A 24372-nucleotide genomic window follows, 5' to 3' on the forward strand; every position below is an offset into this window, starting at 1 on the left:
AACCATCTCGCCGTCTCGTACGTGGAATATGACGAGAGAATCGGAAATTCTCTCGCTCGTCGATAAATCGGACCGCAGTCTGATTTGTCGCGACGTGATGACCGTGTCAGGGAACTCGACTTCGCAGGGATGAGGACCACCATGACGACGAAATCCATATCGGAACACGCTACGAACGACAAACTGGATGACATCTCGACCGATACCGGACTCTTGCTCCTGCGCGTCGTCTTCGGCGGTCTGCTTGCCGCGCACGGCTCGCAAAAACTTTTCGGGTGGTTCAGCGGGCCGGGCTGGCGAGCCAACGCCGATGGCTTCCAGGAGATGGGCTACAACCCGGGGAAGCTGTTCGGGACGATCGCGGGCTTGAGCGAGTGCACCGGTGGTGTGCTGCTGCTGCTCGGTCTGCTGACGCCACTGGCGTCCGCGATCGTGATCGGCACGATGATCAACGCGATGAACGCGTCGTGGAGTGGGGGGCTGCTGACCGGCAAGGGTTATGAGTCCGCGCTGCTGTTCGCGGTGGCTGCCGCAGCGATCGCGTTCACCGGCCCGGGCAAGTTCTCGTTGGACGCGGGAAACCCGTGGCAGCGTCAGGGATTCGTCTGGGGTGTCGGTGCGGTTGCCCTCGCGGTGGTGGCAGGCGTGCTCGCCCTGATCTTGAAGTGGGTGCTCTGAGTCGGTGGCACCGCCAGGTCCCGGCGGCCTGCGATCGCCGGAGTGACCCCACCGCAGGCTCGGCCTCTTCACAGCGACCGAGCCTGCGGCTTTTCGACCGGTGTCCGAACTCGACGGCTCAGGCCCCGGCCTCACCGAGCAGACTGCCACTCGGCTCCGACATGTCAAGCGTCGCCGTCATCCCGACACCCCGGTGCGGGATGCACGTCGACCCAGGTGAGCTGGAGTAACCTCGGCGATGCCTCGGTCTCCCTCGAGGAGTGCCACGGCCACTTCGGCCCCGGCCTGCACCGGGGCCGAAGTGCTGTGGCCGGGTTGTGCGCCGGGCGAACCTACGCGGCGCAGAACTCGTTGCCTTCCGGGTCTTGCATGATCCACCAGTGCCCAGCGGGTCCTTTGTCGATCTCGCGGACGCGGGTCGCTCCCAGCCCTTCCAGTCGGGCGACGAGGGCATCGAGGTCGCCGTGCTCGCGGTGTACATCGAGGTGCAGTCGGTTCTTGCCCGACTTGTCCTCGGGGACATCCTGGAAGAGTAGTCGTCTCCCATGGCCGACACCGCTGGTCTGGTCGAACGGATCGTCGGGATGACGGATCGCGGCGTAGCCACGGAAGGTCTTGCGGCCGTTGTGCTCGACGACCGCATCCTCGCCGAGCCGGCCGGCAGCCAATAGTTGCTCGATGAGAGCGCTGGGGTCTTCCAGCTCGTACTCCAAGGCGGCGACCCAGAAGTCGGCGAGAGTGGCGGCGTTTCTGCTGTCGATGACCAGCTTCCAGTTCAATGCCATCCGAAATCCTTCCGGGCTTGTTGTCCTGCCGGTGGTCGTCTCGACCGTGTCACTTCACCTACCGGGGCGAGCTGATGCTCCGCGACCATGATTACAGCGACCACCGACATGTCGGGCTTGATGCGAGCAGAATCGCGAACCCCGCTTCGGCGCGCGGTTATGGCGATCCGGAGGCGCCGCGTATAATGCCGCTGACCGTTGCAACCGGAACGGCGCGGGCCTGGAATATTGTCCCGGTCGACGCGGTGGCTGAACAGGTAGGTGATGGGGGCGTGGCGCCGACGCTCGAGTGTGTGGCCCCCGCGCCTCATGCAGGGGTAGGCGCGGGGACCGCCGATACATTCGATGTGGGAATTGGGGCGCCACCGAAGTATCAGGAATCAATCTACTTCCGTATGGAAATTTCTTCCGTCGGTGTGTTCGGTTTCACAGTGCGGCAGCCGTGAGCCGTCGGAGTGCTTCGACAACGACATCCGGGTCGGTGGTTTCCCAGTAGGGCGGCAGCGACGCGCGGAGATATCCACCGTAACGGGCGGTGGCGAGGCGTGAATCGAGAATGGCGACGACACCACGATCGTCCACGCTGCGCAGCAGGCGTCCGGTGCCTTGCGCGAGCAGCAGCGCCGCGTGATTGGCCGCCACGGTCATGAACCCGTTTCCGCCGCGCAGCTCGACCGCGCGCTGACGGGCCGCGAGCAGCGGGTCGTCCGGGCGAGGGAACGGGATGCGGTCGAGGATGACCAGGCTCAGCGAAGGGCCGGGCACGTCGACACCCTGCCACAGCGACAGTGTGCCGAACAGCGACGTCTCTGGATCGTCGGCGAATTTGGCGACCAGCGCGCCGGTCGCGTCGTCACCCTGGCACAGCACGGGGGTGTCCAGTCGCTCGCGCAGCGCATCGGCGGCGGCCCGCGCGGCGCGCATCGAGGAGAACAAGCCGAGCGTGCGCCCGCCCGCTGCCCCGATCAGCCGCTCGATCTCGTCCAGGTAGGCGGGCGCGAGCCCGTCACGCCCCGGCGCGGGCAGGTGTTTGGCGACGTAGAGGATGCCGGACTTGGCGTGGTCGAACGGTGAGCCGACGTCGAGCGAACTCCAGCGGACGGTGTCGGCGTCCGACGGCGCTTCGGCGCCGTTCGCGGTGGCCGCGTCGGTGCGGTTGCCCGACTGGGCGGGCAGGCCCCAGGTGGTCGCGAGTCCGTCGAACGAGCCGCCGATCTGCAAGGTGGCCGAGGTCAGCACGACCGTGGCGGTCCCGAAGAGTCGGCCGCGCAGCAGCCCGCCCACCGACAGCGGCGCCATGCGCAGCGAGCGGCGCACCACACCGCGCGTCTCGTCGGCTGCCAGCCAGATGACATCGCGACGAGTGGCAGGGTCGGGCTCGTCGAACGCGGTCAGGGCCCGGACCGCGCCGTCGTGTATTTCGTCGATCGCGGATAGTGCCAGATTTCGGGCCGCCGCGTTCTCGGGATCGCCCTGCGCGGTGGCGCCACCCTGGGGAGCGAGCGCGGTGCGCGCGTTCCACGCGGCGTCGCGAATCAGGGCCAGCACCGGCGCCACCCCGCCGGGCAGGGTGTCCCATCGGGCGGCGGGCAGGTTGTCCAGTATGTCGTGCCACGCCTCCGCGGCGCCTTCCAGGCGGTCCACCTCTTGCTCGTCGACAAGCTTGGCGCAGCGGCGAGCGGCCGCGCTGATCGCGGCAGCGGCGAGCTCGGCGGTGGCGACGCCGGTGACCCGGTCGACCAGCTCGTGTGCCTCATCGATGACCACCACATCGTGCTCGGGGAGCACCTGGATGCCGCTGATCGCATCGATCGCGAGCAGCGCGTGATTGGTCACGACGACGTCGGACTGCGCCGACTCGGCCCTGGCGCGCTCGGCGAAACAGTCCTGACCGAACGGGCAGCGCGACTTGCCGAGGCATTCCCGTGACGACACGCTGACCTGCCGCCATGCGCGATCACTTACTCCCGGGGCAAGCTCGTCCCGGTCACCGGTCTGGGTGTCGGATGCCCATTCGTTGAGCCGCTGCACCTCGCGTCCGAGGCGCGAGATCGCGAACGCGTCGAACAGCTCTGCTTCGGCGGGCTCGTCCGGGATCGCACTGTTGATCTTGTTCAAGCATAGATAGTTGTTGCGTCCCTTGAGGATCGCGTACTGCGGCGTCCGCCCGAGGGGCTTGCTCAGCGCCTGGGCGAGCCGAGGTAGATCCCGGTCCACCAGTTGGCGTTGCAACGCGATCGTCGCCGTCGACACGACCACTGTGCGTCCGGTGCGGACCGCGTGACGCAAACTCGGCACCAGGTACGCCAGCGACTTGCCGGTGCCCGTCCCGGCCTGCACGGCGAGATGTTCCTTAGTGTCGATCGCATGGTCCACCGCCGCGGCCATGGTCAGCTGTCCGACCCGCTCCTTGCCGCCGAGCGCCTGCACGGCGGTAGCCAAAAGGTCGGAGACGGGCGGCAGTTCGGGCACGCGAGCAGCCTACTTGGTGCCCCCGACACGGCAGGGCGGTCGGCGAGACCGGACGGTCCTATCCGTTGATGCCTCCTTCGAGATCGATGCCCGCGGTGCGCATCCGATCGAGTGCGGCGCGGGTGGTGTCCGGCGCGACCCCGGCGGTGAGATCGAGCAGGACCCGGGTCTCGAAGCCCTCGATCCGCGCATCGAGGGCGGTGGCCCGCACGCAGTGGTCGGTGGCGATGCCGACGATGTCGACGGCGCGGATGCCGTGGTTGTGCAGCCAGTCGGCGAGCCCGGTGCCGTCCTCGGCGGCGCCCTCGAACCCGGAGTAGGCCGCGCAATACGCGCCTTTGGCGAAGATCTGTTGGATGGGCCCGGTGGTCAGCGCGGGGTGGAACTCGGCGCCGCGCGTACCGACCCGGCAGTGCGGCGGCCAGGTGTCGAGGTAGTCGGGTTCGTCGGAGAAGTGCGCACCGGGGTCGATGTGGTAGTCGCGCGTCGCGACGACCGCGCTGTACTCCGTGGCGGCGAGGTGTTCGCTGATCCGTGCGGCCACCGCGGCGCCGCCGGTGACGGCGAGCGACCCGCCCTCGCAGAAATCGTTCTGGACGTCGACGATGATCAGGGCTCGGGTCATGGTGACCTCCCGCAGGTGAACTGTATGGCCCTTCTCGATTCTGCCGCCAGGTCGAACGACCGGTTCGCGCGACGCGCGGTGAATCCGGTGCCGCTCGGGATCTGGCGCCGCATCGCCGTTCGTCGGCGCGGACGTCAGGCGAAAGTGGTCGCGATCGCGGGCTCGCCCGCCGAGAGTTTCAGGCCCTCCCACGGCAGGCTGATCAGACCACTCGCGACCAGGTCGCGGCTGTCGGCCAGGGTGGGCAGCCCGGTCACCTGCTCGCCGCCGCGGATCAACGGAACGAGCAGCTCGCGCGATTCGAGGCCGTTCACCGCCGGTTCCGGTCCGGCCGCCGGGTACACGATCTCCTCGACGATCGTGCCGGTGCCGCGGGCCAGCCGAATCGCCTTCTTCGTGCCACCGCGGGACTGCTTGTGCGTGCTGCGCTTGGCGACCGCCACCCCCTCCACTTCGACCAGTTTGTAGACCATTCCCGCCGTCGGCGCGCCCGACCCGGTGACCAGCGCGGTGCCCACCCCGTAGACATCGACCGGTTCGGCGCGCAGCGCGGCGATCGCGTACTCGTCGAGATCGCCGGAGACCACGATGCGGGTCATGGTGGCGCCCAACGCGTCCAGTTGATCGCGCACCTGCCTGGCCAGCACGCCGAGATCGCCGGAGTCGATCCGCACGCCGCCCAACTCCGGGCCCGCCACCTCGATCGCGGTGGCCACGCCCTTGGTGATGTCGAAGGTGTCCACCAGCAGTGTCGTCCCGATCCCCAGCGCCTCGACCTGGCTGCGGAACGCGGCGGCCTCATGTGCGCCATCGGCGCCGCTGTGCAGCAAGGTGAAGGCGTGCGCGCTGGTGCCCGCGCCGGGGACCCCGTAGCGGCGTACCGCCTCGAGATTCGAGGTGGCGTCGAAACCGGCCAGGTACGCGGCCCTGGCGCTGGCGGGCGCGGCGAGCTCATGGGTGCGCCGCGAGCCCATCTCGATCATTCTGCGACCACCGGCCGCACTCACCATGCGCGCCGCCGCGGAGGCGATGGCGCTGTCGTGGTTGAGGATGGACAGGATCAATGTCTCCAGGACCACGCATTCGGCGAAACTGCCGCGCACCGAGACGATCGGGGAGCCGGGAAAGTAGAGTTCGCCTTCCGCATAGCCATCGATGTCACCGGTGAATCGGTACTCGTGCAACCAGTCGAGCGTCCGTCGATCCGAGAACGACGCGATGACGGCCAACTCGGCTTCGCCGAAACGGTACTGCCGCACTGCGTCCAACAGCCGGCCGATGCCCCCGACCACACCGTAACGCCGCCCGTTTGGCAAACGTCTAGCAAATACCTCGAAGGTGCACCGTCGATGTGCTGAACCGTCGCCGAGCGCCGCGGCGAGCATGGTCAGTTCGTACTGGTCGGTCAGCAGCGCTGTGCTGGTGACGCCGTCGTGCAGGTCCACGTCGCCACTGTAGACACGACGGTCGGATCGCAGTGGCGGGCATCGAGCTGGTGAATCGTGGAATGCGTGAATCAAGGCTGTGTGGGTGTTGTTTATTCGGAGTCGAGTCGTACCCTTGACCTTATGGCCTTGTGCAACATAGTCCGAGGTGACGTCGTCGTGGGCGCTGCGAGCGTGACGTTGTCGGCGGCACAGGCGAGCCCGGAGGCGATCGAATACACCGAGATACTGGAGGCGGAGGACCGCCCCTGGGTGACCGTTGTGTGGGACGACCCCGTCAACCTCATGCACTATGTCGCCTACATTTTCCAAAAGCTGTTCGGCTACAGCAAAGCCAAGGCGACCGAGTTGATGCTGAAGGTGCACAACGAGGGCAAGGCGGTTGTCTCCTCGGGTTCGCGCGACAAGATGGAACACGATGTCCAGCGTCTGCACGCCGCGGGACTCTGGGCCACCATGCAGCGGGATGGCTGACCGGGACGACTACCCTGACGCCGTGCGTAAGTGGAGCAGGAAGAACTCGCTGAGCGGTCTCAAACTGCGGTCCGAAATGGACGCACGGGAGGCCAACGTGCTGCGGTCCTTGGTCGGCGCGGTCACCGGGCTGTTGACCGAACGTGCCGCGTCCGCCCCCGAAGACGATCTCACCGCGCTGACCGGTCTGCGCTCGGGCAACACATCGCCGCCGGATGATCCGCGGTTACGCAGACTCCTGCCCGACTTCCACCGCAGCGAGCCGGGGTCGCCGGACGCCGACCGCGCCGATCTCAACAGCGCGTTGCGCGGCTTGCACGAGCCGGACATCATCGACGCCAAACTGGCGGCGGGGTCGGTCGTGTTGGACACCGTGCCGACCTCCGGCGGCAGGATCGCGCTCACCCCGGAGCAGGCCGACGCATGGCTGGCCGCGCTCACCGACGTACGACTCGCGCTCGGCACGGTGCTGGACATCGACGCCGACACGCCCGACCACCTGGACCCGGACGACCCGCGTGCTCCGCACCTGGACGTCTATCACTGGCTGACCTGGATGCAGGACTCGCTGCTGCAAGCGCTGGCGCCCTGATCCGCAACGACAATCGCCGGCGCGGGCACGTTCCGCGGCGCCTGCGCGACAGTGAGGAGCGGTCATCGTGAATGCCGTGGCTGGGCAACGTAATTCGCTGACCGACGTACCAGGGCTGTTGGTCGGCCACCACCATGCGCTCGACCCCGCGGCCACGCTCGGCGCCGGCGCGGCGACCGGATGCACGGTCGTGCGCGCACCGGGCGGGGCGGTCGCGGCGGTCGACGTGCGCGGCGGCGGCCCCGGCACGCGGGAGACCGACCTGCTCGATCCGCGCAACACCGTCCGTCAGGTCGACGCGATCGTGCTGACCGGAGGTAGCGCCTACGGCCTCGCTGCCGCCGACGGAGTGATGCGCTGGCTGGAGGAGCACGGCGCCGGCATCGCGATGGACCCGGCCGACGCGAGCCGGGTGGTGCCGATCGTCCCCGCCGCGGTGATCTTCGATCTTCCGGTCGGCGCGTGGGACATTCGGCCCACCGCCGAGTTCGGGTATCAGGCGGCAGCGGCTGCCGGGGAGGACTTCGCGCGCGGGTCGGTCGGCGCGGGCGTCGGCGCACGCGCGGGATCGATCAAAGGCGGTGTGGGCACGGCGAGTGTCGTGCTTGCCGAGGGCGCCGCGGCCGGGATCACCGTCGCGGCATTGATCGTGGCCAATCCGGTTGGTTCGGTCTTCGATCCGCGCACGGGGTTGCCCTGGGGAAGCGGCACCGACGGTCCCGACTATTTCGGACTGCGCCCGCCGACCCCCGAGCAGGTGGCGGCGGCCGGCGCGCTCCCGGTGAAAGGCACGGTGCTCAACACCACCATCGGTGTCGTGGCCACGGACGCGGCGCTCGACCCCGCGGGGTGCCAGCGGATGGCTGCCACCGCCCACGACGGCTTGGCCAGGGCGATCCGCCCCGCGCATTCCCCACTCGACGGCGACACGCTCTTCGCGCTCGCCACCGGGACGGCCGAGTCGGCCGCCACCGTCGCGCTCCCGCCCGCCTTCCCTCCGGACCTGCTTGTGCTCGACGAGGTCTGCACGGCGGCCGCGGTCTGTGTCGAACGCGCCATCGTCGACGCGATCCGCTCGGCCCACGCGGTCGCGGGCATCCCGGCCTATCACGACCTGTTCCCGGGCTGACCCGGTCGCACCTCTCGGCGCTCGAAACCCGAGTGGCCGCGCCTGAATGCCGGAACCGGGGACCGGCCTCGGGTGCCCGGGGAATAGCCGAATATTCTGGCTCGTTGTCGACTGCGTCGGGTCGGCGTTGCGGAAGGGTGATCGAGAAGTGCTGGTGATCAGAGTCGACCTCGTGGAGGCGATGGTGGCGCACGCACGGGCCGATCATCCGGACGAGGCGTGCGGCATCATCGCCGGCCCGGAGAACTCGGACCGTCCGGAGCGCTTCATCGCCATGGTGAACGCGGAGCGCTCGCCCACCTTCTACCGCTTCGACTCCGGTGAGCAGTTGAAGGTATGGCGCGAGATGGACGACGCCGACGAGACCCCGGTGGTGATCTACCACTCGCACACCGCGACAGAGGCGTACCCGAGCCGGACCGACGTGTCCTACGCATCCGAGCCCTTCGCGCACTACGTGCTGATCTCGACTCGCGATCCCGAGCAGCACGAGTTGCGCAGCTACCGGATCGTCGACGGCGAGGTCACCGAGGAGCCGGTGCAGATCGTCGACACGTACCAGAACCAGACCGCTGCCTTTTCCTGAACCGAGGAGTCCCCATGTCGATAACCGTCTCCATCCCGACCATCATGCGTGGTCTCACCGGGGGTGAGAAGCGCGTACAGGCCGAGGGCGCCACGCTGGCCGCGCTGATCGACGATCTCGAGGCCAATCATCCCGGCCTCGCCGAGCGCCTGCTCAAGGACGGGAAGCTGAATCGCTACGTGAATATCTACGTCGACGACGAGGACGTGCGCTTCGCCGGCGGTCTGTCGGCCGAGGTGCCGAAGGAGGCCAGCGTCACCATCCTCCCCGCCGTCGCGGGAGGCTGACCGTTCCCGTGGCGCGCTACGAATCGCTGATCGCGACCCTCGGCAATACCCCTCTGGTGGGCCTGCGCACGCTGTCCCCGCAGTGGGACGGTGACGATCACGTGCGTCTGTGGGCGAAGCTGGAGGACCGCAACCCCACCGGCTCGATCAAGGATCGCCCGGCACTGCGCATGATCGAGCAAGCGGAGGCCGATGGTCTACTCCGACCCGGCTGTACGATCCTGGAGCCCACCAGCGGCAACACCGGCATTTCGCTGGCCATGGCGGCCAAGCTCAAGGGTTACCGCCTGGTCTGTGTGATGCCGGAGAACACCTCGGTGGAGCGGCGACAACTGCTGACCATGTTCGGGGCGCGGATCATCGATTCACCGGCCGCGGGTGGCTCCAATCAGGCGGTCGCGCAGGCCAAGCAGATTGCCGCGGAGAACCCGGACTGGGTGATGCTCTATCAGTACGGCAACCCCGCGAACGCGCTCGCGCACTACGAGACCACCGGCCCCGAGATTCTGGCGGATCTGCCGGAGATCACCCATTTCGTCGCGGGGCTCGGTACCACCGGCACGCTGATGGGTACCGGCCGTTTCCTGCGCGAGAAGGTGCCTGCCATCGAGATCGTCGCCGCCGAGCCGCGGTACGGCGAGCTGGTCTATGGGCTGCGCAACATCGATGAGGGCTTCATCCCTGAGCTGTACGACGAGACCGTGTTGACCTCCCGTTTCTCGGTCGGCCCGTACGACGCGGTCAAACGTACCCGCGAACTCGTGCTCGAAGAGGGCATCTTCGCGGGCATCTCCACCGGCGCCATCCTGCATGCCGCGCTGGGTGTCGCCCGCAAGGCGGCGAAAGCGGGTACCCGCGCCGACATTGCGTTCGTGGTCGCGGACGGTGGCTGGAAGTACCTGTCGACCGGCGCATACGACGGCACCCTGGAAGAGGCGGAAGAACGACTCGACGGCCAACTCTGGGCCTGATTTCCAGACCTGCCGGTACCCTCGGAGCAGCGGAGTCGCGCCCCCGCTTGACCAGGAGGTGTCGGTGACCGGAAGTGCGGGACTCGGGCCGCCGTCCGATCCGAACCGAATCGCGGCGCTCAAACGGCTCTGGCTGCGGGCCGGGGGATTGATCGTCGGATTCGTCGGGCTGCTCTACAGCATCGAGGGGGTCGAGACCGTCACCGGCCATGATCTGGACTCCGCGGGTATCGAGCCGCGCCGGGCCGATGGACTGTCCGGCATCCTGTTCGCCCCGGTGCTGCACGGCGGCTGGGACCACCTGATCGGCAATACGCTGCCGGTGCTGGTGCTCGGCTTTCTCGCATTGCTGGCCGGCATCGGCCGCGGCCTGGCCGCGACCGCGATCGTCTGGATCGTGGCGGGCGCCGGCACCTGGCTCACCGGCGCGGCGGGCTCGACGCATCTGGGCGCCTCGTCGCTGGTTTTCGGTTGGCTGACTTTTCTCCTCTCGCGCGGCTGGTTCGGACGTAACCTCGGGCAGATCGCGCTCGGTGTCGTCGTGCTGGTCCTCTATGGTTCGCTGCTGTGGGGAGTTCTGCCTGGGCAGCCCGGAATCTCTTGGCAGGGCCATCTTTTCGGGGCGGTGGGTGGACTGTTCGCCGGCTGGGTACTCTCTGGTGATGAACGTCGACGTCGCCGTGCAGATCGGGCCGGAGTCAGTGTGTGACCGCGGTGCGCGTTCGGCCCACCAGGAAACGCGGGGGACGCTTTCTTGAGCGGGAATTCAGCGTGGCAGCATGAGGGAATGCGCCTTACCGTGCTCGGGTGCTCGGGCAGTGTGTCCGGACCGGACTCGCCAGCGTCGGGCTATTTGCTGACCGGCCCCGACATGACGCCGACGGTCATCGACTTCGGCCCGGGCGTGCTCGGCGCGCTGCAGCGCTTTGCCGATCCCGGTGAGGTGGATATCTTCCTGACCCATCTGCATGCGGACCATTGCCTGGATCTGCCCGGTCTCTTGGTCTGGCGGCGGTATCACCCGACACCGCCGGAGGGAAAAGCGACCGTGTACGGCCCGTCGGACACCTCGCTGCGGATCGGAAACGCCTCCGCCGAGGTCGGTGGCGAATGCGACGACTGGTCCGACGTGATCGACATGCGGCCGTGGGCCGCGGGGGAGGCCATTGGATTCGGGCCCGGCCACACCGTGACGCCGCGCCGGATGTTCCACCCGCCGGAGTCCTACGGTCTACGGATCGAGACCGCGGGCGGGCGAACTTTCGTCTACACCGGCGACACCGCACTGTGCCCGGAGGTCTTCGAACTCGCGCGGGGCGCCGACATCCTGATGGCCGAGGCCTCGTGGACCCACGACCCAGCCAATCGACCACCCGGTATTCACCTTTCGGGCACCGAGGCGGGCCAACTCGCCGCCGAGGCCGAGGTGCAGGAATTGCTGCTCACCCACATCCCGCCGTGGACCTCACGAGAGGATGTCATCGCCGAAGCCAAGGCCCAGTTCTCCGGCCCTGTCCACGCGGTCGCACCAGGCGAAACGTTCGATCTCTGACCAACCCGCCCCATATCTCCCGCGCCGATGCCTGCTGTCGGCACGACGAGCGCGAGCGGATTCACCAGTGCCTTCGACCTGACCGATCGTGCGCTCGCATTGGTTCTGCGCAATGACGCCTTCCCGACACAAAGGTCCAGCAACCGCGCATAGCAACCGCGAGGCTGGGACCCAGCCACCTCCGCGCGAGTCTAACGAGCGCCGTTCGCGGCCCGTCTCGCGTCCTAGTGGTCGCAGCGCATACGACGAAGTCGCGAGTCGCGACCACTCGGACGCGAGACACACAGGGGCCGCGAACACGCCGCGCCGCGGGCGCGGCACATTCAACCCAGTAGGCTGTCGCCGTGTCGAGACGAGCCGATGGCAGGGCGGACGATGAACTCCGCGACGTACGGATCACCCGTGGATTCACCACGCATCCAGCCGGTTCGGTGCTGGTCGAGTTCGGCCAGACGCGGGTGATGTGCACTGCCAGCGTCACCGAGGGCGTGCCCCCGTGGCGCCGCGATTCCGGGCTCGGCTGGCTGACCGCGGAATACGCGATGCTGCCCGCCGCGACGCATACCCGCAGCGGCCGCGAGTCGGTGAAGGGCAAGGTCGGCGGGCGGACCCAGGAGATCAGCCGCCTGGTCGGCCGGTCGCTGCGCGCGTGTATCGACTTGGCGGCCATCGGTGAGAACACGATCGCTGTCGACTGCGACGTATTGCAGGCCGATGGCGGAACCAGAACAGCCGCCATCACCGGCGCGTATGTCGCGCTGGCCGACGCGGTGACCTATCTCGGTGCTGCGGGTGGCTTGGCCGACCCGCAGCCGATCTCCTGTGCGATCGCCGCGGTGAGTGTCGGCGTTGTCGACGGCCGGGTGCGCTTGGACCTGCCTTATGAGGAGGATTCGCGGGCGGAGGTCGACATGAATGTGGTCGCCACAGACACCGGCACTCTGGTCGAGATCCAAGGTACCGGCGAGGGCGCCACGTTCCCGCGTTCGACGCTGGACAAGTTGCTCGACTCCGCGCTCGCGGGTTGCGAGCAGTTGTTCGTCGTACAGCGAGAGGCGCTGGCGCTGCCGTATCCGGGTGTGCTCCCGGAGCCTTCCGAGCCGAAGAAGAAGTGATGACCCGCATTCTGGTCGCCAGCCGCAATGCCAAGAAGTTGAACGAGTTGCGCCGCATTTTGCACGATGCCGGTGTCGCCGGTATCGAGATCGTCGGGCTGGATGACGTTCCCGCTTACGACGAGGCGCCCGAGACCGGGGCGACGTTCGAGGAGAACGCGCTCGCCAAGGCCGCGGATGGCGCCGCGGCCACCGGATTGGCCTGTGTCGCTGATGATTCCGGCCTCGAGGTGGACGCGCTGAACGGAATGCCGGGTGTGCTGTCGGCGCGCTGGTCGGGCCGGCACGGCGAGGACGCCGCGAACAACGCGCTACTGCTGGCGCAGCTCGGCGACGTTCCGGAGCAGCGGCGCGGCGCGCGGTTCGTCTCGGCGTGCGCGCTGGTGGTGCCGGGCGGTGCGGTCACTGTGGTGCGCGGCGAATGGCCGGGTTCGATCGGTCGGAAGCCGGTGGGCGATGGCGGTTTCGGCTACGACCCGCTGTTCATCCCGAATGGTGGCGACGTCACCGCGGCGCAGTTGACGTCCGCGGAGAAGGACGCGGCATCGCATCGCGGGCGGGCGCTGGCGCAGTTGCTACCGGTGCTGGCCGGGCTCGCCGAGGCCTGACGCGGAGCCGATCAGACGCCGAAGTCCTGCTTGACCTTCCTCGCATTGACGTGTTCGACGAAGAACGACAGCAGCGGGATCGTACCCGCGAGCAGGGTGCCGACGGTGCGTAGCACCGGCCAGCGGACCTTGACCGCGAGGTCGGCGGTGACCAGCAGGTAGACGAAATACACCCAGCCGTGCACTACGGCGATCCAGCTGGGGGTGTGCACGCCGAAGCCGTACTTGGCGATCATTTCGCCGGTGAGCAGCAGCAGCCAGAGACCGGTGATCCAGGCCAGGGCGCGGTAGCGCAGCAGGGCCGAGGCGATCTTGCCGGTGTTCGGCGTGGGCGCGGGTGCCTGTGTGGGCGTGACGGCGGTCTCGGTGGAATTCTCGCTGGTGGTCAACCGGCGCTCCTCTCGCGTGTGTGCAGGCCCGCTGCGCGGACCTGCTTATCGATGTCGTTGGCGTGCAGCGTCGCGAGGTAGCGGTTGTACTCGGCGAGCACGGGGTCTTCGTCCTGAACGGCCTTGGGGCGCTCGGGCAGGAGACCCGCCGGGATCTCCCTCGGTGTCACGGGTTTCGTGGCACGCCTGCGTTCGGCAGGCTCGTGCTCGACGGTGTCCGCAGTGTCGGGGGGCTCGTCGGTGTGTTCGGTCTCGCGTTCGAGCCGGACGAACCGGAAGTAGGCGAAGACGGCGAACCCCGCGAACAGCGGCCACTGCAGCGCATATCCGAGGTTCTGGCCGGTGCCGCTGGAGGACTCGAACCGTTCCCACTGCCACCAGGCCAGCGCCAGGCACGCCAGCGCGACCACGATCACCAGCACGATGAGGGCCGGGCGATTGTGTGTCGAGCGGGGGTGCGGAGCGGACACGGCTACTACGGTACCCGTTCTACTACGTGGCCCGTAGAGCCAGGTGGGGTCCTGGTTCGCGGTGGTGATCGTGGTCATCGCCGCGCGAAACCCGAGTGCTGGCCGTCAGCGCGGCGGTCCGATCGGCTGCGGGGATCTCGGCCGCGGCGCAGCCCGGTTCGCTGTCTGCGCCGGACCGCCGCGGCGGCGGCGAATCCGCTGGCGGGCGGGCCGTCGACGAGGTGGTGCCGACGGTCGGCGGCCCGCCCGCGGTGGGCGGGCCGGTCGGCCCGGGACGTGCCGGTTCAGAACTGGTAGGTGACGCCGGTCAGCCGTTCGGATTCAGCCCACAACTTCGTCCACAGGTCTTCGTTCTTCGAGAGCCGGCTCGACGGCGACGCCTTGACCGGGCCTCGAGTTCCGAACAGCCAGGTCGGTCCCCAATACACCTCGGGGTCGGCGTCGGGCATGGTCGCGGCGAACAGGGACGACTGCGCGGCCTTCGCGGGGGAGTGCCCGACCAGGCTGACGAACGGCTTGGCGATCCAGTCGAGCGGCGTCTCGGTGCGAGCGAAGAGGTCGGTGGCCGAGACCCCGGGGTGCACGCCGTAGGAGCGTTTGACCGAACCGGCCCGGGTCAACCTGCGCTGGAGTTCCCGAGCGAACATGAGATTGCAGAGTTTGGACTGTGCATAGGCGAGGCTGCGCCGATAGCGCCGATGTTCGTAGTCGAGATCGTCGATCACGAGCTTCGGAGTCTGCTTGTGCGCGACGCTCGACAGCGTCACCACCCGGTCGGTGATCCGGTCCAGCAGCAGCCCGGTCAGCGCGAAGTGGCCGAGATGGTTGACGCCCCACTGGGTTTCGAAACCGTCCTCGGTCCGGGAGAAGGGGATGTTCATCAGGCCGGCGTTGTTGATCAGCACATCGAATTCGCCGCTGTCGTCGGCGAATCGGCGGACCGACGCCAGGTCGGCCAGGTCGAGTTCGGCCACCTGTACGTCGCCGTCGATCCCGCCGGCCACCTCTTTCGCCTTGGCCGTGTTGCGGCAAGCCATGATGACGGTGGCACCGTTCGCCGCGAGGACTTCGCTGGTGACGGTGCCCAGACCGCCGTTCGCCCCGGTGATGACGAAGGTGCGTCCGGTCTGGTCCGGGATTTCGGTAGGTTTCCACGCCATGAGCCCAACCTTACTTTGGAGTAAGTTCTTAGGGAAGCCTCCAGGGTGCGTCGGCATGATTGTCTCAGACGAGTTTGTCGATGTCGCCTATGGCGACGCGAGCGTCGCGGTCACGATCCGGCGACACGAACATCGCTGGGAGATGTGGATGTGCGGCTCGCCGACAGGATGGCTGGATCCGAAAATCGCCGCCCGGTACCGCGGAATCCAGCTCTTGCGCGCCATTACTCGCGCACGTATATTCGTAGACGAATAGGAGGTGCCCGTGGCCAAGAAACGCAAAGTCGACAACCTGCTCGCACTCGCGGTGCTCTCCACGATCGTCGAGCGGCCGATGCATCGGTATGAGATCGCGCAGACTCTGTGCGAGCGCGGCAAAGACCGGGACATGGCCATCAAATGGGGCTCGCTCTACACCGTCGTACAGAACATGGCGAAGGCCGGATTTCTCGAGGTCGTCGGCAGCGAGCGCGACGGCGCGCGGCCGGAGCGGGTGATCTATCGAATCACCGACGCGGGCCGCGTCGAGATGGCCGACTGGACCAGGGAATTGTTGACCACTCCGGAACCGGAACACCACCGGTTCGTCGCGGGCTTGTCCATTCTCGCGGTGCTGCCGCCTGCCGAGGTGATCGAGCTGCTCGGTGCGCGTCTGGACGCGTTGGGGCGCATCCTCGAGGTCGCGCGCCGGGAGCTCGGCGATCTCACCGGCACGCTGCCGCGGCTGTTCCTCGTCGAATCCGAATTCGGGCTGGCGATGCTGGAAGCCGAAGCGGCATGGACGCGTTCGCTGCGCGACGAGTTGATCGAAGGCAGCTTCGACGGACTCGCGCAATGGCGGGACTGGCACGACCGTGGCATGCGGCCGTCCGAAGTCACCGCATCGATCGAGAGGGGGGTGGCCGAGAACTAGCCGAGATCGGACCCGGCGGGGTGCGGCAACACCGCCGCCGGACCCGATCGAACAGTCTCGAACCGCGCCCGCGAACGCGCACCCGGCTACAAGGCTGGCAACCACAGGATAACCGGGTGGGTGGCGCGCGAGTCGGTTCGGGGAACCGAAATCCGTATCGCACGAACCTGGAGACACCCATGTCCACAACCCGTACCGCCCTCGTGATCGGCGGCGGCATCGCCGGGCCCGTCGTGGCGACCGCCCTGCGCAAGGCAGGCATCGAAGCCTGCGTCTACGAGGCGTATCCCGGCCCGTCCTATGGCATCGGCAGCGGGCTCGCGCTGGCGCCGAACGGTGTCGCGGCCCTCGACATCATCGGCGCCGGCGATCCCGTCCGCGATGTCGCGGTGCCGATCGCAGGCATGAGCATGTCCATCGGAGACAAGCTCCTACGGATGCCCGGCTTGTCCGATGTGCCGCCCCTGCAGGTGGTCGATCGCAGCGAACTGCACCGAACATTGCACCGGCACGCAGTCGCCGCGGGCGTCCCTTTCGAGTACGGCAAGCGCTTGTTCGACGTCCGTGAGGAGGCATCGGGCATCACCGCCCGATTCACCGACGGCAGCACGGCCACCGCCGACGTGCTCATCGGCGCCGACGGTATCCATTCGACCGTGCGTGGGTTGATCGACCCGAACGCGCCGGGCCCGGACTACACCGGCATGCTCGGCTTCGGCGCGATCACCGAGTACGACGCCGCCCTCGCACCCGACACCATGACCTTCGCTTTCGGCAAGCAGGCGTACTACCTCTACTGGCCGGTCGGAGACGGGCGGGTGGCGTGGGGCGCGAACCTGCCCCACAAGGAATATCTTTCGCTCACCGCGGCGCGGGCTGTTCCGAAAGCACACTGGCTCGACGTCCTGCGCGGGACCTACCGAGACGACACTCCCGGCGGTGAACTGGCCCGGCGCACCACGGAGGAGCAGCTGGAGGTGGTCGGGGCGCTGCACATCATGCCCCCGGTGCCGCACTGGTACCGCGGGCGCATGGTGCTGGTAGGCGACGCGGTGCATGCGCCGTCGAACAGTTCCGGCCAAGGTGCGTCGCTGGCGATCGAGAGCTGCGTGCAGCTGGCCCGGTGCCTGCGCGATCTGCCGACTGCCGAGGCATTCGCCGTCTACCAGCGGTTGCGGCGCGGCCGGGTGGAAGGGATCGCGGCGCGCGCCGCGAAGGTCAACCACAGCAAAACGCTGGGTCCGGTGGCGCGCAAGGCGATGCAACTGCTCGTGCCGCTCATGGCGAAGACGGTCATGAACCCCGAGAAGACGATGGGTCCCGAGCAGCGCTACCGGATCGACTGGGACGCGCGGGCCGACAGCGAACTCGCCATAGCGTAGAAGGTGCTCTTGCTGGTTCGGTGAAAAACCGGCCGGCTGCCGACGCTGTCTCCGTCATACGCGGAGGCGGCGTCGGCCCCTGCTAACGCTGTGCGGCGAGGTCGCGCAGGATACGCGCGGTCTGCTCGTTCGCGGGGAGGAACGCTTCCAATTGCAGCTCGGCGAGCGTGATGTCGACCGCGGTGGCGAACGAGGTGAGCGTGGTGATCAAACTCAACTCGCCGTCGGCACTGCGCAGACGTAGCGGCACTGCGAAGCCGAGATGGTCCGGGCCCGGATCGGTCTGCGACAGATAGCCTTCCAACTCGGCGATCAGCTCGTCCATCGCCGGATCCGGGCTGCGCGCGACCTTCCCGCGCAGTGCCTCGGTCACGTGCCTGCCCCATTCCGGCAGGTTGAGCACTCGGGCTGCCAAGCCGGCGGGGTGCAACGCGAGCCGCAGCACATTGACCGGAGGTTCGAGCAACCATGGCGCCGCGCCTTCGGTGAGTACGTCGAAGGCGGTATTGGCGGCGAGCAGAACCCCGTGCGGTCGGGTGATCAGTGCCGGATAGGGCAGGTGACCGTCCAGGATCGTCGTGAGCGCTTCCAGCGCCGGCGCCAGTTCCGCGGCGCCGGGATCGGATTCGGGAAAGAGCGGAGCATAGCCGGCGGAGAGCAGCAGTCCATTGCGCTCGCGCAGGGACAATCCGAGCGACTCGGCCAGGCGCACCACCATGGTGCGTCCCGGGCGCGACCGTCCCTGCTCCAGAAAGCTGAGGTGGCGTTGGGTGGTATCGGCGCGGATCGCGAGGTCGAGTTGGCTGACCCGCCGCAACGTTCGCCAATATCGCAGCTGCCGGGCGAACCCGGGCTCGGTCGCCGTCGTCATCTGATCAGTATTGATCGACGCCTATCGCTGTGCCATTCCCCGCAGGGAATCGCACAGTGCCGTCGGGCCCGGCGACACTCTGCCGCATGAGCAGACAATTCTCTGAGCGGGAACTGGCGCACTTCACCGAGCGGTACATCGCGATGTGGAACGAGCCCGACACCCAGGCGCGCCACCAGCAGGTCGAGCAGCTGTGGGCGGTGAACGGCGCACAGGTGCTGGTAGACGCGCCGCAGGCGATGCGAGAGGCGCTGGCCGTGCTGTCCTTCCCGATCCCGACGGTCGAAATTCGCGGCCATGACGCGCTGAACCGTCGCGTCGATCGCGCGTACGAGATGTTCGTCGCCCCCGGCGAGTACCTCTTCGTGCCGGGCGGGCAGGCGGTTGAGCTGTCCGCGAACCTGATCGGTCTCACCTGGCTGATGGTGACCGCGGCCGACCGGACGGTCGCGGGCGGCGGATACGACGTCATCGCGCTCGACGACGAGGGCCTGATCCGGTGGGACCACCAGTACATCGGGGTCGCATGAACGCCGTGGCCTACCACTTGGAGCCGTCGCGCGGCGCGGCCGGTTTGACCATCGCAGCGCAGCCGATGCCCGAGCCGGGGCCGCATCAGGTCGTGATCCGGGTGCGGGCCGCGGCACTGAACCGACGCGACCTGATGCTGCTGGACGGTAGCTATCCGTTGCCCGCCATGCCTGGTGTCGTGCCGTTGTCGGATGGCGTGGGCACGGTGATCGCAGTGGGGCACAGTGTGACTCGCGCAGTGGTGGGTGATCGGGTGACCGCGACGTACTTCCCACGGTGGATCGACGGCCCGCAGCGACGGTCACATGTCGTCGAACAGTACGGCGCCACCCGGCATGGCATGCTCGCCACCTACGCAGTGCTGGAGGAGGATTCGGTGGTGCACGTACCCGAGCACCTCACCGACGCCGAGGCGGCGACGCTGACCTGCGCGGGTGTGGTGGCCTGGGCGGCGCTCACCACACCGTTGCCGGTCCTGCCCGGGGAGAGCGTGCTGACGGTCGGGAGCGGAGCCGTCGCGCTGTTCGGTGTGCAACACGCGAAAATACTGGGGGCCGAGGTTATTTCGATCACTTCCGACCTGGGCAAGGCCGAGCGGCTGAGCGAGCTCGGAGCCGATGCGGTGATCGACCGGAGTCGGACGCCGGACTGGGAGCGCGCGGTGCTCGACCACACCGACGGTCACGGGGTAGAACACGTCCTGGAAGCAGTGGGGATGGCGACGTTGGGACAATCCGTGCACTCGGCCGCCTACAACGCGCGGATCACTGTGGTCGGCGCGATGCCCGCTCCGGGCGTGCCGACGGGTAACCCTTTCGGGACGTCGTACCTGTCCATTCGCAAGATCGCGGTCGGCAGCCGAGCCGATTTCGAGGCGATGAACCGATCGATCGCCGAGCACCGCGTGCGGCCGGTCATCGACCGAATCTTCCCGTTCGACCGAGCCGAGCGGGCCTATCATCACCTGCGCACCGGCGATCCGTTCGGCAAGGTGGTTATCGAGGTGTCGTAGGAATCAGGGGCAGGTGCGGAGTTCTCGGACCATCACGTCTTTTTCGGCTGAGGTAACCCAGAGCCGGTAGGCGGCCTTCACCTGGATTTGCCTGGTCAGGTAGGCGCAGCGGTAGCCACGGCTCGGGGGGAGCCAGGAGGCTGCGTCGGAGTCGCTCTTGGATTGGTTGGTCGGTCCGTCCACCGCCTGCAGATTGAGCGGATCGTTGGCCAGGTCGCGACGACGCTCGGGCGAAAGCTCCTGTGCACCTTTCTGCCAGGCATCCGAGAGAGCGACGATGTGATCGATCTGCACGTCGTCGGAGGACTTGGGGCCGCGCTTGAAGTGGATGATCTTGCCGGTGTAGAGGTCGTTCAGTGTGCCGGTCGATACGGTGCAGTCGCCCGTCTTGAAGGTCACGTCGGTCATGTCGCGCACGAGCATGTCGTTGCGGGTGTCGCAGCCGTTGTCGCCACCGGGTACGGCGACATTGTCGGACCAGGCCGGGCCGAATTGCTCACGGCTGTAGCCGGTTTTCGCCGCGCGATCGGCGACCCGCAAGGTCTCGAGCAGGGCGAGCGCATCGCGGCTCGGGATCGGTGCGGGGGCGTCGCCGCATACGCGTCCGGCGCCGCACTTCGTTGCGGTGGAGGCGGTGCAACCGGTGGAGAACGAGGCCAGTCCGACGAATGTCGCGACCACGAGGCCTATCAATGCCGACCGCCGTGCTGTGAACTTCATCGAACTTCCTAACGCCAACGCCCATCTGAACTGTAACCGGCGTCAAGGTATCCGGTGGGCGGTTCGGCGGGATCCAGCGGCGCGTATGAGATTCGGCACAGCCGAACGGTATTCGCCCGCACGTCACGGCGATGGACAGCGCGATGTAAGGCGGGAGCGCCCCCGAGCCGACGTGCCGGCGCCGGCTCGGGGGCGGTTCATCACGAGAGAGATGGCTGGCGCGACTGGGCGGACGGGTGTCCAGTCCGGGGCCGCACGGTACGACACCACGGGGCTGATGAGGGGGAGGTCCCGAGCTTGTCGGATCGCGCCTGTGCTCAGCTCGCTCGTGATCGGGGGTGAAGTGGAATTCGGTCGATGTCGGCGATCCGTAATCGGGTGCCCACCAGTTGCTGTCGGACCGATTTCCTCCATGGCCGACGGCGCCATTCGCTACGTATCAAGACAGTGGATAGCGGCCGGAACCTTGGCGAGGATGTTCCTTCGGTCCTGAAGGTTTCTCAGCTGATCGTCAGTGTCGAGTGCTCATCGACTGTCGCCATGTCTGCGTCCCCGTTGTCGCGGACGCTCGTGTGACGAGCATCACTCGAATGTTCGGTCACAGCCGCCGGGATCGTGTGTCTAACCAGGCATAAGAAGGCACATCGATACCTGGAGGACCGCATCATGCCTACCGTCGACGTTCTCGACTCCTACATCAGCTACCGCGACACCGGTGCGGGAAAGGTGCCGGTGGTGTTCCTGCACGGCAATCCGACGTCGTCGTATCTGTGGCGCAACGTGATACCCCACGTCGCGGAGCGAACCAGGGTGCTGGCGCCCGATCTGATCGGGATGGGTGAGTCGGGCAAGCCCGATATCGGTTATCGCTTCACCGATCACGCCGCGTACCTGGATGCCTGGTTCGACGCACTCGGCTTGGACCAGGTGATCCTGGTCGGTCACGACTGGGGCGGCGCGCTCGGCATGGACTGGGCCGCACGGCATCCTGGCCGGGTGCGTGGCATCGCCTTGATCGAGACTTTCCTGCGACCGATGCGTTGGGACGAGTTGCCCGCACTCGGCGCAGAGCTGTTCCGCAGATTCCGGTCGCCCGAGGGCGAACGAATGGTGTTGGAGGACAACACCTTTATCGAGTTCAATCTGCCGCGAGGGGTGGCCGACCTCGCGGCCGAGGATCACGACGTATATCGGGCGCCGTACCCGACCGCGGAATCCCGCAGGCCGATGCTGGTGTGGCCGAGAGAGTTTCCACTCGACGGCGAGCCCGCCGACGTGGTCGCCATCGTGCGAAACTACGGCGCCTGGGCAGCCGCGACCCCCGAGGTCCCCAAACTGGTGATGGCACTGGAGAACGGTGTCGGCCTCGGATCGCCGGAGGCGATCGAGTGGGCCGCGACCACCTTCGCGAGCGTCGAGGTCGCGCCGATCGGTCCGGCCGGGCATCACGCGCCTGAGGACCGGCCGGAAGAGATCGGCCGGGCGGTCGCGGACTGGCTGGGCAGGCGCGCCTTGATCGCGGAGTCCGCCGCATCATCCTGACCGGGACCGGCCTGTCTTGCGCGCCCGGCCCGTGGGCCGAATGATGGCCGGATGGGCACGGAGTACGACCTGGTCGCCGACGAGGAGAAAGCGATGGTCGCCCGCGCGATCGCCGGTGACCGGGACGCCGTCGCTCACCTGGTGCGGCTACTGCAGGACCCGCTCTATCGGCTGGCTCTGCGCATGGTGTGGCGACCCGCGGAGGCCGAGGACGCGACGCAGGAGATCCTCGTGCGTGTCCTCGGCCACCTGCACAGCTGGCGTGCCGAGGCGAAGGTGCTCACCTGGGCCTATCGGATCGGCGTCCATTACCTGCTGAACCTGAAGCGGCAGACCCCGCAGGAGGCTGTTCAACTCAGCCTGGAGGCCTACCGAGAGGGGCTGGCCGACGGACTGGCGGACGCGGACTACCGTGGGCCGGAGGCAGCCCTGCTGACCACCGAGGTGCGCCTCACCTGCAGCCAGGCCATGCTGCAATGTCTGGTTCGCGACGAACGGATCGCCTTCGTGCTCGGCGAGGTGTTCGAGCTGAGTTCCGCCGAGGCCGCCTGGATTCTCGACATCACTCCTGGCGCCTACCGAAAGCGGTTGCAGCGGGCCAAGAAACGGCTCGGCAACTTCCTGAACGCGACGTGCGGCCTCGTCGATCCGACGGCGTTGTGCCGATGCGCACGTCGGGTGAACACGGCAGTCGCGCTCGGCCGTGTCGACCCGCGCACGCCGACATTCGCCCGGCACGCGGTGAGCGCGGGCGGTCGCACTGCCGCCGCCGAGCAGCAGATGATCCACCTGCACGACGCTGCGTCGGTCTTGCGTGCGCATCCGGATTACGCGGCGCCGCGCGCGAAGCTGGAAGCGATCGCCGGGTTGCTCGACTCGGGTCGTTTCCCGCTGCTGGAGTAGCGGGCCGGCTATCGAGCGGTCGCGTGCGTCGCACGCAGCAGGCTGCCGTCGCCTATCCCGCGGGCGGTCCGCCGCGCGACGACTACCCATGCACCGACCAGTAGGGCATACAGGCCGACCGCCGCGCTGGCGAACAGGTACGCGCCGGTGTGTTGGTAGAGCACGGTACTGCCGGTGACACAGGTCCCGAGCGGGAAGGTGAAGCCCCACCAGGTCATGCCGAATTTCAGCTCGCCGGCCCGAGCGGTGCGCAGCGTGACCGCCGCCGCGAGTGCGAGCCACAGCATGGCGAAACCCCAGGCGCCGACGCCGAAGAGGACCGAGAACACCATCAGTCCCACGGCGTAGCGGTCGGGCAGCGCCGCCGGCGCGACGGTGGCGAGCAGTCCCGCGGCGGTGACCGATTGCCCCAGCGGGCCGAGCACGATCCACAGGGTCGGCACCAGGTTTGCCGCCGGGGCGCCATAGTGCACCAGTCGCGACCAGACCATCGTGATGATGACCGATGCGGCGATCAGGCTGAGGCCGAACATGGCCACACAGGCCAGGGTCATCGTCAGGCGCAATTGCCCGGCGGGGGTGTGCGGAATCAACAGTGCGCCCATGGCCGCCGAAACCATCGGTGGCACTACCGGCATGAGCCAGCCGCCGAAGGCGGCGTCCGGTGCGACGCGGTGCCGAGTGATCATCCGGTAGGGGACGGCGAACGCGGTCAGCACGCCGAGCGCGCTACCCGCCGACCACAGGATCCAGTCGACCGCGACGGCCGCGGGCGTCCCGATCACGTCGCTGCCGAGCAGTAGGGTGGCGCCGCCGACGCTCAGCAGCGCCATCGGCGGCGCACCCAGGAACTGCGACATCACCGGGTGGTCGCGATGCTCGCGCGCGGTCTCGGGAAAACGCACTCGGTGCACCGCCCAGGCCGCGCTCAGCCCCGCCAGCAGCAGCACCGACAGCGCCCACACCGTGGTCGCCGCGGCGCGCAGGCCGGGGAACTGCGCAGGAAGGGTGGCCGCCGCGTTCGCGACGATGGCGGTGCCCATCACGGCGGCGAACCAGTTCGGTCCTAGACGAGTGATTCCTAACGTTAGTGGTCGTAGGCGGTGAGTGATCGGCTGGTGGGGGCGTTGGTGGCGAGGTTGTGCCAGATTGCGGCGGCC

General features: G+C 67.8%; 28 protein-coding genes. 18 read left to right on the forward strand and 10 right to left on the reverse strand.

What is annotated here, in order from left to right:
• Positions 1 to 141: 141 nt before the first annotated feature.
• Positions 142 to 678 carry a DoxX family protein gene (locus tag AB0B25_RS27745; RefSeq protein ID WP_357185399.1) on the forward strand — a complete coding sequence of 179 codons (537 nt, stop codon included), beginning with the start codon at positions 142 to 144 and terminating at the stop codon, positions 676 to 678.
• Positions 679 to 1010: 332 nt separating this feature from the next.
• Here the strand turns inward: AB0B25_RS27745 and AB0B25_RS27750 are convergent, their stop codons facing one another.
• Positions 1011 to 1463 carry a VOC family protein gene (locus tag AB0B25_RS27750; protein WP_357185402.1) on the reverse strand — a complete coding sequence of 151 codons (453 nt, stop codon included), beginning with the start codon at positions 1461 to 1463 and terminating at the stop codon, positions 1011 to 1013.
• A gap of 74 nt (positions 1464 to 1537) precedes the next feature.
• Between AB0B25_RS27750 and AB0B25_RS27755 the strand changes: the two genes are divergently transcribed.
• On the forward strand, positions 1538 to 1909 hold the full coding sequence (locus AB0B25_RS27755; protein ID WP_357185405.1) for a hypothetical protein: 372 nt from the start codon (positions 1538 to 1540) through the stop codon (positions 1907 to 1909).
• Here AB0B25_RS27755 and AB0B25_RS27760 read toward each other — a convergent pair.
• The 3 genes from AB0B25_RS27760 to AB0B25_RS27770 form a co-directional block, all read right to left on the reverse strand.
• Entirely contained in the window at positions 1890 to 3935 is a 2046-nt protein-coding gene (locus AB0B25_RS27760) for an ATP-dependent DNA helicase (RefSeq protein ID WP_357185408.1), read from the reverse strand. The genes AB0B25_RS27755 and AB0B25_RS27760 overlap by 20 nt on opposite strands.
• Positions 3936 to 3993: 58 nt before the next feature.
• Positions 3994 to 4560 (reverse strand): isochorismatase family protein, encoded by a 567-nt coding sequence (locus AB0B25_RS27765; RefSeq protein WP_357185410.1) that lies wholly within the window; start codon positions 4558 to 4560, stop codon positions 3994 to 3996.
• Positions 4561 to 4694: 134 nt separating this feature from the next.
• The gene (locus AB0B25_RS27770; RefSeq protein WP_357185413.1) at positions 4695 to 6005 is read right to left on the reverse strand and encodes a nicotinate phosphoribosyltransferase; all 1311 of its coding nucleotides are present in this window, start codon (positions 6003 to 6005) and stop codon (positions 4695 to 4697) included.
• Between the two features lie 123 nt (positions 6006 to 6128).
• Between AB0B25_RS27770 and clpS the strand changes: the two genes are divergently transcribed.
• From clpS to rdgB, 10 genes are all read left to right on the forward strand, one after another.
• Positions 6129 to 6479, forward strand: a complete 351-nt coding sequence (gene clpS / locus AB0B25_RS27775) for an ATP-dependent Clp protease adapter ClpS (RefSeq protein ID WP_357078780.1) — start codon at positions 6129 to 6131, stop codon at positions 6477 to 6479.
• Between the two features lie 22 nt (positions 6480 to 6501).
• On the forward strand, positions 6502 to 7071 hold the full coding sequence (locus AB0B25_RS27780) for a DUF2017 domain-containing protein (RefSeq protein WP_357185475.1): 570 nt from the start codon (positions 6502 to 6504) through the stop codon (positions 7069 to 7071).
• Positions 7072 to 7138: 67 nt separating this feature from the next.
• Entirely contained in the window at positions 7139 to 8200 is a 1062-nt protein-coding gene (locus AB0B25_RS27785) for a P1 family peptidase (protein ID WP_357185416.1), read from the forward strand.
• A 148-nt stretch (positions 8201 to 8348) separates the two neighbouring features.
• Entirely contained in the window at positions 8349 to 8786 is a 438-nt protein-coding gene (locus tag AB0B25_RS27790) for a M67 family metallopeptidase (protein WP_357185419.1), read from the forward strand.
• 14 nt (positions 8787 to 8800) lie between these two features.
• Entirely contained in the window at positions 8801 to 9073 is a 273-nt protein-coding gene (locus AB0B25_RS27795) for a MoaD/ThiS family protein (protein WP_357185422.1), read from the forward strand.
• Between the two features lie 8 nt (positions 9074 to 9081).
• Complete coding sequence (locus AB0B25_RS27800; RefSeq protein WP_357185425.1) at positions 9082 to 10044, forward strand: cysteine synthase; 963 nt, start codon at positions 9082 to 9084, stop codon at positions 10042 to 10044.
• Between the two features lie 64 nt (positions 10045 to 10108).
• Positions 10109 to 10753 (forward strand): rhomboid family intramembrane serine protease, encoded by a 645-nt coding sequence (locus tag AB0B25_RS27805; protein WP_357185428.1) that lies wholly within the window; start codon positions 10109 to 10111, stop codon positions 10751 to 10753.
• Positions 10754 to 10831: 78 nt separating this feature from the next.
• On the forward strand, positions 10832 to 11596 hold the full coding sequence (locus AB0B25_RS27810; protein ID WP_357185431.1) for a cyclic nucleotide-degrading phosphodiesterase: 765 nt from the start codon (positions 10832 to 10834) through the stop codon (positions 11594 to 11596).
• A 344-nt stretch (positions 11597 to 11940) separates the two neighbouring features.
• The gene (rph, locus tag AB0B25_RS27815) at positions 11941 to 12711 is read left to right on the forward strand and encodes a ribonuclease PH (RefSeq protein ID WP_357185433.1); all 771 of its coding nucleotides are present in this window, start codon (positions 11941 to 11943) and stop codon (positions 12709 to 12711) included.
• Positions 12711 to 13319: an RdgB/HAM1 family non-canonical purine NTP pyrophosphatase gene (rdgB, locus tag AB0B25_RS27820; protein ID WP_357185436.1), complete on the forward strand. Its 609-nt coding sequence runs from the start codon at positions 12711 to 12713 to the stop codon at positions 13317 to 13319. Before rph ends, rdgB begins: the two co-directional genes overlap by 1 nt.
• An 11-nt stretch (positions 13320 to 13330) precedes the next feature.
• Here rdgB and AB0B25_RS27825 read toward each other — a convergent pair whose 3' ends face one another.
• The 3 genes from AB0B25_RS27825 to AB0B25_RS27835 form a co-directional block, all read right to left on the reverse strand.
• Positions 13331 to 13630, reverse strand: a complete 300-nt coding sequence (locus tag AB0B25_RS27825; protein ID WP_357185478.1) for a DUF3817 domain-containing protein — start codon at positions 13628 to 13630, stop codon at positions 13331 to 13333.
• Between the two features lie 74 nt (positions 13631 to 13704).
• Positions 13705 to 14178: a transcriptional regulator gene (locus AB0B25_RS27830; RefSeq protein ID WP_357185439.1), complete on the reverse strand. Its 474-nt coding sequence runs from the start codon at positions 14176 to 14178 to the stop codon at positions 13705 to 13707.
• A 284-nt stretch (positions 14179 to 14462) separates the two neighbouring features.
• The gene (locus AB0B25_RS27835; RefSeq protein WP_357185442.1) at positions 14463 to 15338 is read right to left on the reverse strand and encodes an oxidoreductase; all 876 of its coding nucleotides are present in this window, start codon (positions 15336 to 15338) and stop codon (positions 14463 to 14465) included.
• Between the two features lie 265 nt (positions 15339 to 15603).
• Between AB0B25_RS27835 and AB0B25_RS27840 the strand changes: the two genes are divergently transcribed.
• Both AB0B25_RS27840 and AB0B25_RS27845 read left to right on the forward strand, forming a co-directional pair.
• Complete coding sequence (locus AB0B25_RS27840) at positions 15604 to 16251, forward strand: PadR family transcriptional regulator (RefSeq protein ID WP_357185444.1); 648 nt, start codon at positions 15604 to 15606, stop codon at positions 16249 to 16251.
• Between the two features lie 179 nt (positions 16252 to 16430).
• Complete coding sequence (locus AB0B25_RS27845; protein WP_357185447.1) at positions 16431 to 17633, forward strand: FAD-dependent monooxygenase; 1203 nt, start codon at positions 16431 to 16433, stop codon at positions 17631 to 17633.
• Between the two features lie 82 nt (positions 17634 to 17715).
• Here the strand turns inward: AB0B25_RS27845 and AB0B25_RS27850 are convergent, their stop codons facing one another.
• Positions 17716 to 18504 (reverse strand): helix-turn-helix transcriptional regulator, encoded by a 789-nt coding sequence (locus AB0B25_RS27850; RefSeq protein ID WP_357185450.1) that lies wholly within the window; start codon positions 18502 to 18504, stop codon positions 17716 to 17718.
• An 86-nt stretch (positions 18505 to 18590) separates the two neighbouring features.
• Here AB0B25_RS27850 and AB0B25_RS27855 point away from each other — a divergent pair, with 86 nt between their 5' ends.
• Entirely contained in the window at positions 18591 to 19034 is a 444-nt protein-coding gene (locus AB0B25_RS27855) for a hypothetical protein (RefSeq protein WP_357185453.1), read from the forward strand.
• The gene (locus AB0B25_RS27860; RefSeq protein ID WP_357185455.1) at positions 19031 to 20047 is read left to right on the forward strand and encodes an NAD(P)-dependent alcohol dehydrogenase; all 1017 of its coding nucleotides are present in this window, start codon (positions 19031 to 19033) and stop codon (positions 20045 to 20047) included. The genes AB0B25_RS27855 and AB0B25_RS27860 overlap by 4 nt, the downstream gene beginning before the upstream one ends.
• A gap of 3 nt (positions 20048 to 20050) precedes the next feature.
• Here AB0B25_RS27860 and AB0B25_RS27865 read toward each other — a convergent pair whose 3' ends face one another.
• Complete coding sequence (locus tag AB0B25_RS27865) at positions 20051 to 20767, reverse strand: HNH endonuclease family protein (RefSeq protein WP_357185458.1); 717 nt, start codon at positions 20765 to 20767, stop codon at positions 20051 to 20053.
• 666 nt (positions 20768 to 21433) lie between these two features.
• Here AB0B25_RS27865 and AB0B25_RS27870 point away from each other — a divergent pair.
• Positions 21434 to 22309 carry a haloalkane dehalogenase gene (locus AB0B25_RS27870; protein WP_357185460.1) on the forward strand — a complete coding sequence of 292 codons (876 nt, stop codon included), beginning with the start codon at positions 21434 to 21436 and terminating at the stop codon, positions 22307 to 22309.
• Positions 22310 to 22360: 51 nt separating this feature from the next.
• Positions 22361 to 23212 (forward strand): RNA polymerase sigma factor, encoded by an 852-nt coding sequence (locus AB0B25_RS27875; RefSeq protein WP_357185463.1) that lies wholly within the window; start codon positions 22361 to 22363, stop codon positions 23210 to 23212.
• A gap of 8 nt (positions 23213 to 23220) precedes the next feature.
• On the opposite strand, the gene AB0B25_RS27880 is transcribed toward AB0B25_RS27875, so the two are convergent.
• Positions 23221 to 24324, reverse strand: a complete 1104-nt coding sequence (locus AB0B25_RS27880) for a TDT family transporter (RefSeq protein WP_357185480.1) — start codon at positions 24322 to 24324, stop codon at positions 23221 to 23223.
• Positions 24325 to 24372: the final 48 nt, after the last annotated feature.

It is taken from the genome of Nocardia sp. NPDC049190, assembly GCF_040648115.1.
Taxonomy (GTDB): domain Bacteria; phylum Actinomycetota; class Actinomycetes; order Mycobacteriales; family Mycobacteriaceae; genus Nocardia.

Coding starts and splice junctions, on each gene's coding strand:
- AB0B25_RS27870 (WP_357185460.1), top strand. CDS start 21,434: ATGCCTACCGTCGACGTTCTCGACTCCTACATCAGCTACCGCGACACC.
- AB0B25_RS27875 (WP_357185463.1), top strand. CDS start 22,361: ATGGGCACGGAGTACGACCTGGTCGCCGACGAGGAGAAAGCGATGGTC.
- AB0B25_RS27810 (WP_357185431.1), top strand. CDS start 10,832: ATGCGCCTTACCGTGCTCGGGTGCTCGGGCAGTGTGTCCGGACCGGAC.
- AB0B25_RS27845 (WP_357185447.1), top strand. CDS start 16,431: ATGTCCACAACCCGTACCGCCCTCGTGATCGGCGGCGGCATCGCCGGG.
- AB0B25_RS27750 (WP_357185402.1), bottom strand. CDS start 1,463: ATGGCATTGAACTGGAAGCTGGTCATCGACAGCAGAAACGCCGCCACT.
- AB0B25_RS27865 (WP_357185458.1), bottom strand. CDS start 20,767: ATGAAGTTCACAGCACGGCGGTCGGCATTGATAGGCCTCGTGGTCGCG.
- AB0B25_RS27795 (WP_357185422.1), top strand. CDS start 8,801: ATGTCGATAACCGTCTCCATCCCGACCATCATGCGTGGTCTCACCGGG.
- AB0B25_RS27835 (WP_357185442.1), bottom strand. CDS start 15,338: ATGGCGTGGAAACCTACCGAAATCCCGGACCAGACCGGACGCACCTTC.
- AB0B25_RS27855 (WP_357185453.1), top strand. CDS start 18,591: ATGAGCAGACAATTCTCTGAGCGGGAACTGGCGCACTTCACCGAGCGG.
- rdgB (WP_357185436.1), top strand. CDS start 12,711: ATGACCCGCATTCTGGTCGCCAGCCGCAATGCCAAGAAGTTGAACGAG.
- AB0B25_RS27745 (WP_357185399.1), top strand. CDS start 142: ATGACGACGAAATCCATATCGGAACACGCTACGAACGACAAACTGGAT.
- AB0B25_RS27765 (WP_357185410.1), bottom strand. CDS start 4,560: ATGACCCGAGCCCTGATCATCGTCGACGTCCAGAACGATTTCTGCGAG.
- AB0B25_RS27860 (WP_357185455.1), top strand. CDS start 19,031: ATGAACGCCGTGGCCTACCACTTGGAGCCGTCGCGCGGCGCGGCCGGT.
- AB0B25_RS27850 (WP_357185450.1), bottom strand. CDS start 18,504: ATGACGACGGCGACCGAGCCCGGGTTCGCCCGGCAGCTGCGATATTGG.
- clpS (WP_357078780.1), top strand. CDS start 6,129: ATGGCCTTGTGCAACATAGTCCGAGGTGACGTCGTCGTGGGCGCTGCG.
- AB0B25_RS27755 (WP_357185405.1), top strand. CDS start 1,538: ATGCTCCGCGACCATGATTACAGCGACCACCGACATGTCGGGCTTGAT.